Below are 15,991 nucleotides of genomic sequence, written 5' to 3'. Positions count from 1 at the left end.
TCGTATCTGCTCGTCTAATCGGTGTTACTGCGTGCCATGGCAGCTGCCATGCGGTCCTTGATGATACGAGGCAGACAGGCAAGAAGTTTCAACGAGCAGGTGAAACGTTTGGGGAAATGGCTGTGGCGCCGGTGTTTCTCCAGATCCCGGACCATGATGCGGGCGGCATCCGCCGCGTCCATCAGAAAGGGCATCGAAAAATCATTCTGGTCCGTAAGCGGGGTTTTCACAAAGCCGGGCGAGACCACGGACACATCAATCTTCTCCGCGGCCAGGTCCGCGCGCAGCGATTCAGCGAAGTAGGTCAGGGCCGCCTTGGATGCCCCGTAAGCCTCGGCACGGGTAAAGGGGAACCACCAGGACGAGGAGCTCACAATGGCCAGCAACGGACGACGCGTTTCCGAACCCGAAGCCCTGAGGGCGGGCAATACGGCCTCAACGGAACGCGCCGTGCCCACAACGTTGGTGTTCATTACCCGGGAGACCAGTTCGGCATCGAACTGCCTGACATCCAGGTATTCGCAGGTGCCGGCATTAAGTATGGCCCAGTCCAGTGGCGCCATTGTCAGCAGCTGTTCCTGGAAGCGTTCGCAGTCGGTCGGGTCGGTGACGTCACCGGCAAGCGGTATCACCGAGTCCCCCAGGCTGTCCCTGAGCTCGTCGAGGCGCTCCCGGTTGCGACCGGTAGCGATGACACGGTGCCCCCTGGCAACCAGCTCCTGGAGTACGGCCAGGCCAATGCCGGAGGTGGCTCCTGTCAGCCATACAGTCAGTTGGTGGGGTGTGGTCTGTGTCATCATGCGGCCTGTCTCCTTATCCAGCGAATGACGCTTCCCAGAAGCGGCACGTTTTCATAGATGAGCTGTCCGGCATCGTAATAGTCGCGATGGTATTCAATGCTGTCCGTATCGCCCTGGAGCAGGGTGATGCCGTCAACATGAATGGGGGCGCCCCTGGCGAGTCGTCGGTGCTCCAGAGTCATGGTCCAGGGAATCGTTACCTGACGTGAGCCACGCACCGGTTCGCCATAGTCAAATTCGCACCGTATGACGTTGGCATAGGCGTCCTTGAGGTACCGGGCCAGGGCTTTTCGTCCGCGGCGCTCCACCAGCGGATCCCGGAACAGGACCTGGCTGGAATAGCATTCCTCCATAAGCGCGTCCACATCGGGTCTGTTTTCATTGAAAAGAGCCATGAAACGGTCGATGGTGCTTTTATTCAGAGGCATAGGATCCAGCTTTCCGGGCGCGGTCACGTTCCAGGGTTTCTTCGTATACAGCCTTTGGAATCGGCTTCAGGTTACGGATTATCCCCAGTTTTTCCAGAATCCAGAGCAGGTAGAAGGTAATGTCCACTTCCCACCAGCGGAAGCCCTGGCGTGCGGAGTTGGGGTAGCGATGGTGATTGTTGTGCCAGCCTTCCCCCAGGGTAATCAGCGCCAGGATGAAGTTGTTGCGGCTGTCGTCCCGGGTGTCGAAGCGGCGCCGGCCCCAGACATGGGAAAGCGAGTTGATGGAAACCGTGGCGTGGAAAACGGCAACCGTCGAGATAAAGAAGCCCCACACGGTAAGCTGAAGGCCATTGGTGCCGAGCCCCGGCGCCCAGACTGAGAGCGCTTCACCGAGGGCGAAGATGGCGATGAGGCAAGCGAGAGGAACCAGTGCGTCGAAGCGGTTGATGAATCGCAGCTCCGGAAACTTCATCCAGTCCCTGACCCGCTTATAGTCGGTCAGGAAGGCTGCATCACAGGTGAACCAGCCCATGTGGGCCCACCAGAACCCCTGTTCCTGGGGCGAGTGGAGGTCCTCGGGAGAGTCCGAATACTGGTGATGATGCCGGTGGTTGGCGGCCCACCACAGGGGGCCGCGCTGCGCCGCGCTGGCCCCGAGAAGGGCAAAGATGAACTGCCAGAAACGGGTGGTCGTAAACGTCTTGTGTGAGAAATAGCGGTGATAGAAACCGGTTATCGCAAACATCCGAAGCACGAAAAAGCCCAGGGCAAACCAGGCGGCGAAGGGACTCACGCCGACCCAGATAACGCCGAGACACCCGAGATGCAGGGCGATAAACGGGAGAACCCGGAGCCAGTTGAAAGTGGTATCCGATAGATTGATCTGATCCGACATGGCCTCGGAATCAAACCAGCGGACGATGCTGCCAAGAAGTGCTTTGGTGTGGGACATTGCCTTTGGACCTGCTATTTATCAGACATACAGGAAATTGTGCATGACGCAATCACGTATACGCTCAATCGCCATCATCGGTTCAGGCATTTCCGGATTAACGGTCGGTAATCTGGTGCGGGAAACGGGACTCGATCCGGTCCTGTTCGAGAAAGCAAGGGGGCCGGGTGGACGGGTTTCCAGCAAACGCCTGTCCGGTGACTTCCTGGATATGGGGGCACAATATTTTACCGTGCGCAAGCCTGAATTCAGGTCGTTTCTGGACCGTTACGCAGCCGGGGCCATCAAGCCCTGGCAGGGCCGTTTCCTGCACGAGAATGAACAGGGAGAAATGGAGCCTTTCCCCGGGGAAGCGCGCTGGGTGGGCGCTTCCAGAATGTCGGCGCTGTCCCGCGCGCTTGCGCAGCCGCTGACGATTGAGGCAGCGACACCGGTCAGGCGGGCCTGGCAACGGAATGACCAGTGGTACCTGGACTCGGACAAGGGCCAATACGGGCCCTATGATGCACTGGTCGCCGCCACACCACCGGCACAGGCCCGGGCGCTGCTGCCAACAGTGCCGGAGGCGGGCAAGCGGTTACGGGAGTTTGCCATGAGTCCCTGCTGGGCAGTGGCGGCGCGCTTTGGCCAGGATCCAGGCCTCGATTTTGAAGGGGCAAGCCTCAAAAGCCCGGTGCTGGACTGGGTTGCGCGCAACTCCTCCAAGCCGGGGCGCGAGGACTACCAGAAGCACGGCAGCTGGTGGGTGCTGCATGCAACCCCGTCCTGGTCTACGGAAAACCTGGAGATGGCTCCGGATGAGGTAGCTCGTCAGTTACTGGCGGCCTTCCGTAACCAGTTCGCCATCGAGGCAGCGCCCGTGCAGTGGGTCGCCCATTGCTGGCGTTATGCCCGCCCAGCGACTGGTAATGAGCCACCGGGGTCGGTGTCACTGGATGACCACAGGCTCGGATTCTGCGGGGACTGGCTTGCCGGTGGCCGCGTCGAGGGCGCCTTCAGCAGTGGCCTCAGCCTTGTCCGTCATTGGGCGCAGTTGGGCCTGATCCCCGCAGCGGTTCCGGAAGGCGGTAGAAATGAATGATGGTGCTGTCCGAGAACTTCTGGAAAAAGGTTGATACGTCTGGGATCTGCGCCAGGCTGCGGCGCCCTGAAACCGGGTCCCGGACCAGCACCTTGATGCCCTCGAAATGATCCCTTATATGGGAGAAGCGGGCGTGCATGGTGCAGGTCACGATCTCATTGATGGGGGCCGAAAGGGCGTCGGCGAGATAATGCCGGTGCGCCTCAATCGCTCCCGCCTCAAGGTTCTCCCGAGTGTCCACATGACTCAGCCGGATCCGATCCACCACGCAACGTGAACAGCTTGCGGGGTTCTCCCGGGCTTTTCGGCGGAACGCCTCCCAGAAAAATGTATCGGTGACTTCCGCGAAATGCCGGATGTTACCCAGGCAATCGTCCACCCAGGCAAGCACATCCTGATCCTCCAGGACTTCGTTGATGGCCTCACGCAGGAGCCAGTCAAAGCCCAGCGCGGTTTTGTGGGCATAGACCTGGCGGTACATCTGATGGCGGCTGTAGACAAAGTCCTCCAGGGCGCCAAGCCCCTTGCGCGCGATGGCAAGGCCAAGCCAGGGCGAGTCCGGATTCCAGCCAAAGCGCAGGTTGCTGAGCAGGTGGTCCAGGTTGAAGCCGCCGATGGTCACGGAGGAATGGAAGCCGTCGCGCAGCATGTAATCGGCGCGGTCCGCATCGATCTCGCCGGAGACAATGGACGACAGCATCTCCATCACCAGGTCCGGGGTGGAGCTTTCCGCCATGGCGCCCGCCTGGGCGTCCGGGCCGGCAATAAAGGACCAGAAGGTCCGCGCGTGCTGACAGAACCGCTCGCTCGGGGTCACCTCGGTGGTTTCCATGACGCCCAGCACATCCTGCATATCGATGCCGTAGCGCCCGTCGACATCAATATCCCGGAGGATTTCCCAGGCGACGCGCACGGAATAGTGCTCGTGTTCCAGTACCCGCGGAATGGTCGGATAGATGGTGCGTATGTCCACTCCTTCCCAGAGCCGCTCGAAACGCCCGGAAGACTGCATCAGGTTCTGGATGCGGTCCGCCTGGTTGAACTGATGGGAAAAGCTGGAATGGCCGCTGTCATGGAGCAGGCAGGCGAGGCGGATAACCTTGGCCATGTAGTCAATGGCATCAATCTGTTCAAAGGTAAGCTCCGGACGCCTGCTGAGCTGGCGTTCACGCAGGTACGCATCCATCATGGCCCTGAACATGCGATCACCCACGTGCATGACGCCAATGCTGTGCAGGAACCGCGAGTGCGTGGCGCCGGGAAAGACCAGGCTGAGGATGTCGTTCTGGCATATATTGCGCAGGCGCTGGAAGAGGCGATGGTCAATCACCTCGATCTCGTGGCGGTGGAGCCGGATGCCGCCGTGGACCGGGTCCATGATCAGTTTATCGTAGGCGCCGAGCAGGTCATCCAGGGAACTTCGCATCATTGACGGTCTACTTTTGCTGCCGGGGGATTGGTACAGAAGAAGGCCCTTGCCACAATGGCGGGTCCGGGTCAGACTTTATCATATTGGGCTCATCCAGGAAGCGTGTCATGGCGACCAGAACAGAGCAGATTCTCATTATTGACCCGGATGAGGCCAGCCGGGGGGACCTGAGCCGCCACCTGCGCGCTCGTGGCTATTACGTAACCGCCTGCGACAGCCTCGCGAAAGGGGTAGCTGAGCTCAGCACGGCGTTCCCCGATGTCATTTTCGCGGACCTCCCGCCCGAGTCGATCCATAGGCTGGCCCATGGCGAGCAGGCGCTTGGCGACCTGACCACTCCCATCATCGCGTTTTCAGGGGCGGAGACTGCCGCGGAGGTGGTGTCGGCACTGCGCGCCGGCGCTTCTGATTTCGTCATCAAGCCCATCAGGGACAAGGGGACCGTGGACTCCGTGCTGGGCAAGCTGTTTGAGCGCGTACGGGTAGCGCGGTTGAACGAGGTCTATCGCGAGGAGCTGGAGACCAAGAACCTCAACCTCAGCGAGGGCATTTCCGAGCTGCGAGCCGACCAGACAGCCGGGCGCAAGGTCCAGATGAAGATGCTGCCGGAAAAGGACCGCGTGATCGGAGACATGCGGATGACCCACATGATCCAGCCCTCGCTCTATCTCAGTGGCGACTTTCTGGATTACCTGCGCCTGGATGAACATCTCAGTCTGGTCTATATCGCTGATGTATCAGGGCATGGCGCCAGTTCCGCCTTTGTTACGGTGCTCCTGAAGAACCTGACCAACCGGCTCCAGCGCAACCTGAGGCGGGGCTCCAGCGAGGACATTCTGGACCCCGAACGTTTCCTTAAACGGGTCAATCATGAGCTGAAGGAAACCGGGCTGGGCAAGCACGTCACCATGTTTGTGGGCCTTATTGATGCCAGGGAGCGGGTCATGCGTTATGCCGTCGGCGCCCACTTTCCGCTGCCTATTATTACGTCGGGCTCCGAAACCCGTTTTCTGGAGGGTTCCGGCCTGCCTGTCGGTCTGTTTGCCGATCCACACTGGGAAACCTATACCGAGCCGCTCCCCGAGGGCTTTCGGTTGATCCTGTTTTCCGATGGCATCCTCGAAGTAATCAACGCCAAAAGTCTGGATCAGAAAGAAAAACGCTTACTTGAACTCGTCAGCTCTGGGCGTCACACTATCGAAAGCCTCAGTGAGGCACTGCAACTCGAGGAGATGTCGGAACTTCCGGATGACATCGCAATCGTAACGGTGACGGACGGACGGGCTGTCGATGAATGATTGCAAAATCCTTCAGGCGGAAGAACGGGGTATCTATGTCCTCAAGTTCATAGGGGAGGTGCGCCTGAACCTCTGCTCCACGCTGGACCAGATCATAGATGACATGGTCAACAATCCGGAGTTCCGGACCGTGGTTGTTGACCTGACCGAAACCGAGGTCATCGACAGCACGACACTGGGGCTTCTCGCGAAAATAGCAATGGCTTCGGAAGAACAGAGCCACTTCCTTCCCACACTGATTACGACCAACCCTGATGTGACCCGCATTATCCACTCCATGGGATTCGACCAGATCTTTCTGATCGTCCGCGAGCCGGCCTCGGATCTCGAGGAGCTTGAGGAAATTCCCCTGATGCGTGCCAGTGAGCAGGAAGTCAGGGACAAGGTGCTTGATGCCCATCGTGTGCTCATGAGTCTCAACAGCCATAATCGCGAAGAATTCCGAAATCTGGTCAGGGCGCTGGAGTGCGAGCTCTGAACCGAACCATCCACAAGTGACAGATCGATTCCATGGAAGCAATCCATCAGATAGCCGTACTTGGCGGCGGTAGTTTTGGAACCGCCATTGCCAAGGTCCTTGCCGAAAATGGCTACCGCGTCCGATTCTGGATGCGTGACCCGGAGCAGGCGGAGCTGATCCGCAACCAGCATGAAAACCCCCGTTACTTCCCGGGGGTTGAGCTGGGTACGCTTATTGAACCCACTACCGATATCGAGGCGGCCATCAGCGGTGCCGAACTGGTTTTCGTGGCGCTGCCGAGCAAAGTATTCCGTAACGTGATCCATGACTGCGCGCACTGTTTCGACGCAGGCCAGATGGTGGTCAGTACCACCAAGGGAATCGAACGGATCGGGTTCCGCCTGATGAGTCAAGTCCTGGAGGAGGAGTTGCCAGGAGTCCGTGTTGGGGTTCTGAGTGGGCCCAACCTTGCCGGAGAGCTGGTGGCGCACGAACTCACCGCCTCTGTGATTGCCTCGGAAGATAGAAAGCTGCGTGAGAGCGTGCAGCAGGTCCTTGGCAACGACTATTTCCGGGTTTACGCCAATCTGGACGTCTACGGTGTTGAGCTCGGTGGGGCCCTCAAGAACATCTACGCGATGGTATCCGGACTGGCCGCGGCGCGGGGTATGGGTGAGAACACCAAATCGATGCTGATTACCCGCAGCCTGGCCGAAATGAGCCGCTTCGCGGTGAGCATGGGCGCCAATCCCATGACGTTTCTGGGGCTCTCCGGCGTGGGCGACCTGATCGTCACCTGCACCTCCTCCATGAGCCGCAATTACCGGGTCGGCTATGCCATGGGGAAGGGTGCGACCCTGGATGAGGCGGTGACGGAGATCGGGCAGGTCGCGGAGGGTGTGCGCACGCTGGAACTGGTGCACGAAAAGGCCCTTGAAATGGGGGTTTACATGCCGCTGGTCCGGGGACTCTATGAGGTGCTGTACAATGGGGCGTCCATCGATGACGTTGTGAGCGCCCTGATGAAGGCCGCCCAGAACAGTGATGTGGAGTTCATCCTGCCCCGCCAGACCGATGGAGCGGCAATCTGAAGTCAGCCGTGACTGACCAGCCGCTCCAGGGTATCGAGGGCCTGCTCCAGGGCCGCGTAGGGCGTGTAGAAGTGGGGTGAGAACCGGATGCCGCCACCGCGATTGGCGCAGATCACGTTCTCACTGGCCAGTTCCTGGCAGAGTTTCCTGTTGTCCATTCCCGCCACGTTGACGGTATAGATGCCCAGCCGCCGCGCCGTGCTCTCCGGTGTCACCGGAACCACACCGGAAATCTGGTCCAGGCCCGAGGCCAGGTGGGCCATCCGCTGATCAATCCGTTCACGCACCTGCTCAAGACCCACCTCCAGCAACAGGCGAGTGCTCGCCTCAAGAGCGTGGGCGCCCAGGAGGTTCGGGCTTCCGCATTCGAAGCGGCGGGCATCCGGCGCCGGCTCCCAGTCCTTGCGGTCGAAATTGCCACGATCCGCAACCATGTGCCAGCCAAACTCATAAAGCTTCAGTCGTTCGCGCCACTCCGGGGATACATAGAAAAACGCCAGTCCCTCCGGGCCGAGCATCCACTTGTGGCCGTCGGCCATGGCAAAATCGACGCAGCAGGCCTGAACATCCAGGGGTTCCGCACCGGCACTCTGGATCGCATCCAGGCAGAACAGGATGCCCTGGCTGCGACAGAGCGCGCCAAGATGCTCGGCATCAATTCGCAGGCCGGTCCCGTACTGCACGGAGCTCACGGACACCAGTCGGGTGCGTTCGTTGAGAGCATCCTCGATGGCACCTTCGGGAGTCGCATCGGCACGCTCTATATCCGCCACCCTCAGGGTAACACCCCGGTCTTTCAGCGCTTCCCAGACAATGCGGTTCGAAGGGAATTCCTGGCTGGTAATAACGACTTCGTCGCCTTCCCGCCAGTCAATGCCGGCCGCGACCATGGACAGCGCCTCGGAGGTGTTCTTGCACAGCGCGATATCCGTCGCCGCGGGCGCGTTGATCATCTGAGCCAGGTTGTGGCGGAGTTGATCCTCAACGCTCAGCCAGCGAGGGTAATGGGTTGCCCCGATTCGAGTGTTTTCCATCGCGAAGCGGGCGACTGCATCGCTGGCGCTCCTGGGCCAGGGCGCCACGGCGGCATGATTGAGGTAGGCGAGGCCCGTATCCAGCGGGAACTCATCCTGTAATTGGGCGGCCGTGATTCCATTACTCATCAGCATTCTCCATGACGGTCATTGAAGCCAGTGGCAGTGCCCTATAGTATCAGCCTTGCTGGCGCACACAGCCGGCGCCACATGGATCGGCGGAGGACTTTGGGTATGACTGATGCACCCGGTGATCAGGCTGAACTGGCCCGGCAATTCGAACATGTTGCCCGACTGGATACAACCGGTGAGGGTCCGCCCGTGGCGGACTGGGACCCGGCATTCACCGGCGATCTGGACCTGGTAATTGCCCGCGACGGGCGCTGGTTCTACCAGGGGCGTGAAATGGAACGCCAGCGCCTGAAAAAGCTTTTCGCCAGCATTATGCGGCGTGAAGCGGACGGCGAGTATTATCTGCTTACGCCTGCCGAGAAATACCGTATCAGGGTTGAGGACGCGCCCTTTATTGCCCACAGTCTCGAGGTCGAAGGGGAGGGCGACGCCCGGATCCTCTGGTTCACCACCAACATGGACGATGTGTTTGCGCTGGGGGAGGCGCATCCACTCGTTGTGCGCCGTAATACGGAAACGGGCGAGGACGTTCCCTATCTCCTCGTCAAGCGCAACCTGGAAGCCCGCGTGGAGCGCAACGCCTTCTACCACCTGACCGAGATTGCTGAACTGAAAACCATTAACGGCCGCGCTCACTATGGCGTCACCAGCCAGGGCAATTTCTTCTCCCTGGGCGAAGCCGACTGACGCTGTTTTCAAAGCACCCGCTGATGGAATATCATAGTCATGGGAGCCTATATTGAAAGGGCGACCTATTGCGTTGCGGATCGTCGTAAGTCCCTCTGTACAGGCCGCTGTTCAGCAACACTTTCGATCCACCGCATTACTTAATTACGACGTTTCTGTCCCACACGCAAGGAGTCAACATGACCGAACCCCGTGTCGTCACTATTCACTACACCCTCAAGAACGACGAGGGCGAAGTTCTGGATTCTTCCCAGGAGCGCGAGCCTCTGAGCTACCTGGAAGGCGCACAGAACATCATCAGCGGCCTGGAAGAAGCGCTGACTGAAAAAGGCCAGGGTGATGAAGCCCAGGTGTCACTGGATCCGGAAAACGCCTACGGCGAAGTCCGTGAAGAGCTGGTGCAGCCGGTTCCGAGTTCCGCCTTTGAAGGTGTGGAGAAGGTTGAGCCGGGTATGCAGTTCCAGGCGGAGACCCCCGGAGGTCCGCAGATCGTGCGCGTTGTATCCGTCGAAGACGAGACCGTGACCATTGATGCCAACCATCCGCTGGCTGGTCAGCGCCTGCACTTTGACGTCGAGGTCGTGGATACCCGCGAGCCGTCCGACGAAGAGAAAGAGCACGGCCACGCTCACTGATCGGCCCGCTGACTGATCGGATATAAAAAAGGCGACCCGAGGGTCGCCTTTTTTTATACCTGAACCGCCCCTCACATATTGGGGTAGTTCGGGCCACCGCCGCCTTCCGGGACGACCCACTGGATGTTCTGGGCCGGGTCCTTGATATCACAGGTCTTGCAGTGGACACAGTTCTGGGCATTGATCTGGAACTTTTTGCCACTGCCATCCTCGGCATCGACCACCTCGTAGACACCGACGGGGCAGTAGCGCTGAGCCGGCTCGTCATACTTCGGCAGGTTGTCCCGGATCGGCACTTCCGGATCCTTCAGCTTCAGGTGACTGGGCTGGTCCTCTTCATGGTTGGTGTTCGACATGAAGGCGGATGACAGCCGGTCAAAGGTGATGCTGTTGTCCGGCTTGGGGTATTCGACCTTCTTGCACTCGGAAGCCGGCTTCAGCGCAGCGTAATCCGGTGTGGTGTCGTGGAAGGTGAACGGCAGGCTGCGATGCAGGATGTTCTGCTCGAGAAACGCAATACCGCCGCCGATGACCGTGCCGTACTTGTGCATCGCCGGGCTGAAGTTGCGCTCATCAAACAGCTCCTTATACAACCAGCTGTTCCTGAACTTCTCCGCGAAGGCGGTCAGATCCTCGCCTGAGGACTCCTTCTGGATCGCCTCGAACACGGTCTCAGCCCCCAGCATTCCGGATTTCATTGCGGTGTGGGAGCCCTTGATCTTGGACGAGTTCAGGGTGCCCGCATCGCAGCCAAGAAGCAGGCCACCGGGGAAGCTCATCTTGGGCAGGCTGTTGTAGCCGCCCTTGGTGATGGCCCGAGCGCCATAGGCAACGCGCTTGCCGCCTTCCAGGTGCTGCTTGATGGTCGGATGAAGCTTCATCCGCTGGAATTCCTCGAAGGGCGACACATAGGGGTTGGAGTAGGAGAGATCCGTGATCAGCCCCACGTAGACCTGGCCGTTTTCCAGATGGTACAGGAAGCCACCGCCGGTGCTGCCACTTTCGGACAGAGGCCAGCCCGCAGTATGGATCACAAGGCCCGGCTCGTGCTTCGAGGGGTCGATGTCCCAGAGTTCCTTGATGCCAAGGCCGTAATGCTGCGGGTCCTTGCCTTCGTCAAGATTGAATCTCTCAAGCAGGTCCTTGCCAAGGTGGCCACGGCACCCCTCGCTGAACAGCGTGTACTTGGCGCGCAGCTCCATGGGCGGCATGTAGCTGTCCTTTTGGGACCCGTCCTTGGCAATGCCGAATTCACCAGTGACGATGCCCTTGACCACGTTGTTCTCGTCGTAGAGCACCTCGGCGGCCGGGAATCCAGGGTAGATCTCGACGCCCAGCGCTTCCGCCTGCTCACCCAGCCAGCGGCACAGATTCGCCAGGCTGATGATGTAGTTCCCGTCGTTGTGCATGTTGCGGGGCACGAAGGCACCGGGCGCCTTGGCGGCATTCTCGGGGCCGCGCAGGAAGAAGATGTCGTCGCGGGTGACCGGGGTGTTTAGCGGAGCACCGCGTTCCTTCCAGTCCGGGAAGAGCTCATTGAGGCTCGTAGGCTCGAAAACGGTGCCGGCAATGATGTGAGCGCCAACTTCTGATCCCTTTTCGACAACACAGACAGTAAGCTCCTGTTCCGCTTCGTTCGCCAGTTGCTGAAGGCGGCAGGCCGCGGAAAGACCGGCGGGCCCCGCACCAACAATCAGGACGTCAAACTCCATCGATTCGCGTTCCACGTTTATCTCCTCAAGCTTCTCAATGGGCAATGTATAGCTTTACATTGCCATAGGATATATCATCATGGGAATCAAACAAACGTTTGTTTGAATTAAAGGGGCGGCAGGACGCCGTCTTGGGGGCTATTGACCCCCCTGGGTTTTGTCGTCAGTATTAGGGCGCTTTTTGCCGCCCGCATTGCAGGCAACAACCCCCTCGCGTCTCCAGCACCGCGCTGCGCGAGCACGGAACACGTTTTAAACCCATCGTCACAAACGAGGAATCTATGAAGGTTCTGGTCGCTGTAAAACGAGTGATTGACTATAACGTCAAGGTTCGCGTCAAGCCGGATAACACCGGGGTGGACCTGGCAAATGTGAAAATGGCAATGAACCCATTCTGCGAGATTGCCGTCGAAGAAGCGGTCCGTCTCAAGGAGAAGGGCATCGCCTCCGAGATCGTCGCGGTCACCATTGGCCCGAAGGTCAGCCAGGAGCAGCTGCGCACTGCGCTGGCACTGGGTGCCGACCGGGCGATCCAGGTGGAAACCGACGACGAGGTCCAGTCCCTGGATGCCGCCAAGATGCTCAAGGCCGTAGTCGACAAGGAAGAGCCGAACCTTGTGATCATGGGCAAGCAGTCCATCGACACGGACAACAACCAGACTGGCCAGATGCTGGCGCAGCTGGCGGGCATGCCTCAGGGCACCTTCGCATCCGAGGTTGAGGTTGAGGGTGAGAAGGTCAAGGTAACCCGTGAAATCGACGGCGGCCTGCTCACCGTTTCGCTGAACCTGCCTGCGGTGGTAACGACCGACCTGCGACTCAATGAGCCGCGTTATGCGTCGCTTCCCAACATCATGAAAGCCAAGAAGAAGCCGCTCGAAACCGTCAGCCCGGCGGATCTTGGTGTCGAAGCCGCACCACGCCTGAAAACGCTCAAGGTTGAAGAACCACAGCCGCGTCAGCCCGGCATCAAGGTTGAGAGCGTGGAAGAGCTTGTCGACAAACTGAAGAACGAAGCGAAGGTGATTTAAATGAGTACACTGGTTATTGCAGATCACAACAAGGGTGAGCTCGCCGGGTCTACTCTCAGTGTCATCGCGGCTGCCAAGGCCATCGGTGGTGATATTGACGTTCTGGTTGCCGGCAAGGACATTGGCGCCGTCGCCGAACAGGCCGCCAAGGCAGATGGCGTGAGCAAAGTGCTCAGCGCCGACAATGACGCCTATGGCCATCAGCTGGCGGAAAACCTGAGCCTGCTGATCGCCGAGCTTGGCAAGAACTATTCGCACGTGATGTCCTCCGCCGGTTCCGTCGGCAAGGACACCATGCCGCGTGTCGCAGCGCTGCTCGACGTGGCCCAGGTCTCCGAGATTATGTCGGTCCAGTCCGAGGACACCTTCCAGCGGCCCATCTACGCCGGTAACGCCATTGCCACCGTGCAGTCCACGGACAGCATCAAGGCGATCACCGTGCGGACCACCAGCTTCGACCCGGTCGCGGCCGAGGGTGGCTCTGCTTCCGTCGAGTCCGTGGATTCCGCACACGATGCCGGCATCTCCGAGTTCGTCAGCGAAGAACTGGCCGAATCCGACCGCCCGGATCTCGCTTCCGCGGATGTGGTCATCTCCGGTGGCCGGGGCATGCAGAGCGGCGAGAACTTCAAGATCATCGAATCCGTCGCGGACCTGCTTGGCGCCGCCGTTGGTGCCTCCCGCGCCGCCGTCGACGCAGGCTTTGTGCCCAACGACATGCAGGTCGGTCAGACCGGCAAGATCGTGGCGCCGAACCTGTACATCGCCGTGGGCATCTCCGGCGCCATCCAGCACCTGGCGGGCATGGGCGATTCCAAGGTCATTGTTGCCATCAACAAGGACGAGGACGCGCCAATCTTCCAGGTGGCGGACTACGGCCTGGTGGCGGACCTGTTCGAAGCGGTACCGCAGCTTGAGGAAGAACTCAAGAAAGTGGTCTGATAGAACCCCTGGAACAACGGGTTCTTCAAAAAAGCCGCACCCAAGGGTGCGGTTTTTCTGTTTCAGGGCTCCTGGCGGCTTGATTCCGGGGCAATCTTTCTTATTCTGAACGGAACGCCGTAATCGGCCCAGAGCGTCCAATAGACGGGTATGCCAATGCTGACCCCCATCCATTTTGTTGTGGCTACGGCCACGCTGGCGACGCTTGTTGTGTGCGTAAGCATTCATGGCGTGGCTGCAGCCTTTCTCATGCGCCGTCTGCCCGCGTTGAAGCTGCACGCCGCGGCCACCGTCATCCTGATGGTGCTGGGTCTGTTTGTTGCGCATGTGGTTGAGATCTGGCTTTTCGGTATTTTGTCCTGGACGCTGGTCCAATTCGAGGGGGCAGGAGCGGTGGTCGGCCAACAGGATGTTATGACAGTGCTGGATCATGTGTATTTCTCGGCCGTGAGCTACACAACCCTTGGGTACGGTGAGGTTTACCCCGTTGGCCCCATCCGCTTTATCTTCGGCACTGAGGCGTTGACGGGTTTTATGCTGATTACCTGGTCGGCGTCCATCACCTTCCTGGAGATGCAGCGCTTCTGGTAACGGAGTGGCGGTCAGGCAGGGTTAGGGCGTAATCTGGGAAACAGCCTGCTCCGCCGCCTCACGATAGGGATGAAGAATCAGGTCCACGTTCCTGCTTTTCCAGTGGATTTCGTCATCTTCACGGAAGCTTGCGATGGCAATACGGCCGGATCTGGAGAAGTGGCTCAACCCCTGCATCAGGATTTCGTTCAGGTCACGACGGGGCAGGGTGCTCACCACCCATTTTGCCGTATGCACCGGCAGATGGGATAGGAATTCGATGTCCTCGGCATCACCGAAGACGGTGTGGATGCCTTCCGCCTGTGATTTTTCGACCCGACTCGGATCAATGTCTACACCGATGACGGCTTCGCCACGTTCCATGAGCTGAGCGGCAATCCGCCGCCCGAGGCGTCCTAGTCCGACAACGATGATCGGGCGAGCCGCGTCCCCGTCGAACGCTTCAAGTTCACGATAGGTGATCGTTCGCTCAAACAGGGAAAGCCAGTCCCTGACACGATCAAAAAGCTGGTCGGAGTAAAGGATCATGTAGGTTGAGGTTGTGATGGTCACAATGCCGACCAGGGTGACGACCCCGAGCACGTTGTCGTCGATGTGCCCCAGCGCCAGTCCCATGGTGATGAAGATAATCGAAAACTCACTGATCTGGGCCACGGTGAGACCGGCCTTGAACCCGGTCCGGCGGCGATAGCCCATCACACCCATGATCGCCATAACGATGAGTGGGTTTCCGATCAGGACAAAAAGCGACAGGATCACTGCAGGGACAATGTTGTCTCCGATCAGGCCAAGGTTCAGCTGTTCTCCCATGTAGATGAAAAAGAACAGCAGAAGGAAGTCCCGCAGACTGGTCAGCCGACTGGTGATCGCATCCTTGACGGCGGTGTTGGCCAGCGAGAATCCGGCGAGAAACGCGCCAACCTCTTTTGAAAGCCCCATTATGTCTGCTCCCGCCGCGAGCATCGTTCCCCATGCGATGGCAAAGAGCATCAGCATTTCCACCGAACGCGCCAGGCTGCGCATCAGGCGTGGAATGACATACCGCATCAGCAGGGGGAGAACCACCACCATGAACACCAGGCTTATGCCAAGCCCCTGGAGCGGCGGAATAAGGCGGTCATCCGCGCTTGGGATGGTGAGGTTGAGACCCAGCATGGCAAGAACGACCGCAATGTCCTGGACGATCAGGAAACCCATGGCAATACGGCCATGCAGCGACTCCAGTTCGCCTTTGTCCGAGAGCAGCTTGACGATGATGATGGTGCTGGAAAAGGTGAGGGCGATGGCGATGTAGAGTGCATCAATCGCTGAAAAGCCAAGCAGAAGGGTGAGGCCAAACCCGATCAGGATGGTGAAGGTGAGCTGGCCAAGTCCCGTGGCCAATGCCACGGGACCGAGGGACCGGACAATCCTGAGATCGAGCTTGAGCCCGACAACAAACAGCAGAATGGTGATCCCCCAGTGGGCCAGGAGATCAATCTGGGTGTGGGCGGAAACGATGCCCAGCACGCTGGGGCCCACGATGATACCGACTGCCAGATAGGCGATAAGCAGCGGCTGGCGCAGGAGCATCGAGACATAGCCCACAGCCACCGCGATCAGGAGCAGTAACGTGAATTCGTGGTAGATATCCATTGAACCTCTCCGCCAACGCCCGGCAATCAATGCTACAATCCCGCGTTTCA

At 59.4% G+C, this 15,991-nt stretch carries 16 protein-coding genes; 9 read left to right on the top strand and 7 right to left on the bottom strand.

Annotated features, from left to right (window positions below):
• Positions 1-14: 14 nt before the first annotated feature.
• From DES49_RS07345 to DES49_RS07335, 3 genes are read right to left on the bottom strand one after another with little or no spacing between them, the layout of a single operon-like run.
• The gene (locus tag DES49_RS07345; protein ID WP_341776795.1) at positions 15-800 is read right to left on the bottom strand and encodes an SDR family NAD(P)-dependent oxidoreductase; all 786 of its coding nucleotides are present in this window, start codon (positions 798-800) and stop codon (positions 15-17) included.
• Entirely contained in the window at positions 797-1,228 is a 432-nt protein-coding gene (locus DES49_RS07340; protein WP_133735771.1) for a nuclear transport factor 2 family protein, read from the bottom strand. The genes DES49_RS07345 and DES49_RS07340 overlap by 4 nt, the downstream gene beginning before the upstream one ends.
• Positions 1,215-2,183, bottom strand: coding sequence for an acyl-CoA desaturase (locus DES49_RS07335; RefSeq protein WP_133735770.1), 969 nt, complete (start codon positions 2,181-2,183; stop codon positions 1,215-1,217). Before DES49_RS07335 ends, DES49_RS07340 begins: the two co-directional genes overlap by 14 nt.
• A gap of 43 nt (positions 2,184-2,226) precedes the next feature.
• Here DES49_RS07335 and DES49_RS07330 point away from each other — a divergent pair, with 43 nt between their 5' ends.
• A complete protein-coding gene (locus tag DES49_RS07330; RefSeq protein ID WP_166646028.1) occupies positions 2,227-3,264 on the top strand; it encodes an NAD(P)/FAD-dependent oxidoreductase in 1,038 nt (345 codons plus the stop codon).
• Here DES49_RS07330 and DES49_RS07325 read toward each other — a convergent pair.
• Complete coding sequence (locus DES49_RS07325) at positions 3,191-4,690, bottom strand: HD domain-containing protein (protein ID WP_133736138.1); 1,500 nt, start codon at positions 4,688-4,690, stop codon at positions 3,191-3,193. The two genes, DES49_RS07330 and DES49_RS07325, sit on opposite strands and share 74 nt — an antisense overlap.
• 110 nt (positions 4,691-4,800) lie before the next feature.
• Between DES49_RS07325 and DES49_RS07320 the strand changes: the two genes are divergently transcribed.
• Genes DES49_RS07320 through DES49_RS07310 form a run of 3 tightly spaced genes read left to right on the top strand, consistent with a single transcriptional unit; the run spans position 4,801 to position 7,542 of the window.
• Positions 4,801-5,991 carry a PP2C family protein-serine/threonine phosphatase gene (locus DES49_RS07320; protein ID WP_133735768.1) on the top strand — a complete coding sequence of 397 codons (1,191 nt, stop codon included), beginning with the start codon at positions 4,801-4,803 and terminating at the stop codon, positions 5,989-5,991.
• Positions 5,984-6,469 (top strand): STAS domain-containing protein, encoded by a 486-nt coding sequence (locus tag DES49_RS07315; protein WP_133735767.1) that lies wholly within the window; start codon positions 5,984-5,986, stop codon positions 6,467-6,469. The genes DES49_RS07320 and DES49_RS07315 overlap by 8 nt, the downstream gene beginning before the upstream one ends.
• Positions 6,470-6,501: 32 nt before the next feature.
• Positions 6,502-7,542 (top strand): NAD(P)H-dependent glycerol-3-phosphate dehydrogenase, encoded by a 1,041-nt coding sequence (locus DES49_RS07310; protein ID WP_133735766.1) that lies wholly within the window; start codon positions 6,502-6,504, stop codon positions 7,540-7,542.
• 2 nt (positions 7,543-7,544) lie between these two features.
• On the opposite strand, the gene DES49_RS07305 is transcribed toward DES49_RS07310, so the two are convergent.
• Positions 7,545-8,705, bottom strand: a complete 1,161-nt coding sequence (locus DES49_RS07305) for an aminotransferase class V-fold PLP-dependent enzyme (RefSeq protein WP_133735765.1) — start codon at positions 8,703-8,705, stop codon at positions 7,545-7,547.
• A 105-nt stretch (positions 8,706-8,810) separates the two neighbouring features.
• Between DES49_RS07305 and DES49_RS07300 the strand changes: the two genes are divergently transcribed.
• Both DES49_RS07300 and DES49_RS07295 read left to right on the top strand, forming a co-directional pair.
• Positions 8,811-9,395, top strand: coding sequence for a DUF1285 domain-containing protein (locus tag DES49_RS07300; protein WP_133735764.1), 585 nt, complete (start codon positions 8,811-8,813; stop codon positions 9,393-9,395).
• 179 nt (positions 9,396-9,574) lie between these two features.
• On the top strand, positions 9,575-10,030 hold the full coding sequence (locus DES49_RS07295; protein ID WP_133735763.1) for an FKBP-type peptidyl-prolyl cis-trans isomerase: 456 nt from the start codon (positions 9,575-9,577) through the stop codon (positions 10,028-10,030).
• 71 nt (positions 10,031-10,101) lie between these two features.
• Here DES49_RS07295 and DES49_RS07290 read toward each other — a convergent pair whose 3' ends face one another.
• Entirely contained in the window at positions 10,102-11,757 is a 1,656-nt protein-coding gene (locus DES49_RS07290; protein ID WP_133735762.1) for an electron transfer flavoprotein-ubiquinone oxidoreductase, read from the bottom strand.
• 266 nt (positions 11,758-12,023) lie between these two features.
• On the opposite strand from DES49_RS07290, the gene DES49_RS07285 reads away from it, so the two are divergent.
• From DES49_RS07285 to DES49_RS07275, 3 genes are all read left to right on the top strand, one after another.
• Positions 12,024-12,773, top strand: a complete 750-nt coding sequence (locus DES49_RS07285; RefSeq protein ID WP_133735761.1) for an electron transfer flavoprotein subunit beta/FixA family protein — start codon at positions 12,024-12,026, stop codon at positions 12,771-12,773.
• Complete coding sequence (locus tag DES49_RS07280) at positions 12,774-13,715, top strand: electron transfer flavoprotein subunit alpha/FixB family protein (RefSeq protein WP_133735760.1); 942 nt, start codon at positions 12,774-12,776, stop codon at positions 13,713-13,715.
• Positions 13,716-13,871: 156 nt separating this feature from the next.
• A complete protein-coding gene (locus DES49_RS07275; RefSeq protein ID WP_166646027.1) occupies positions 13,872-14,306 on the top strand; it encodes an ion channel in 435 nt (144 codons plus the stop codon).
• Between the two features lie 21 nt (positions 14,307-14,327).
• Here the strand turns inward: DES49_RS07275 and DES49_RS07270 are convergent, their stop codons facing one another.
• The gene (locus DES49_RS07270; protein WP_133735758.1) at positions 14,328-15,941 is read right to left on the bottom strand and encodes a cation:proton antiporter; all 1,614 of its coding nucleotides are present in this window, start codon (positions 15,939-15,941) and stop codon (positions 14,328-14,330) included.
• Positions 15,942-15,991 lie beyond the last annotated feature (50 nt).

Origin of the sequence: Halospina denitrificans (assembly GCF_004364635.1) — a bacterium.
Lineage (GTDB): Bacteria > Pseudomonadota > Gammaproteobacteria > Pseudomonadales > Oleiphilaceae > Halospina > Halospina denitrificans.
This window is presented reverse-complemented; position numbering and strand designations above follow the sequence as displayed.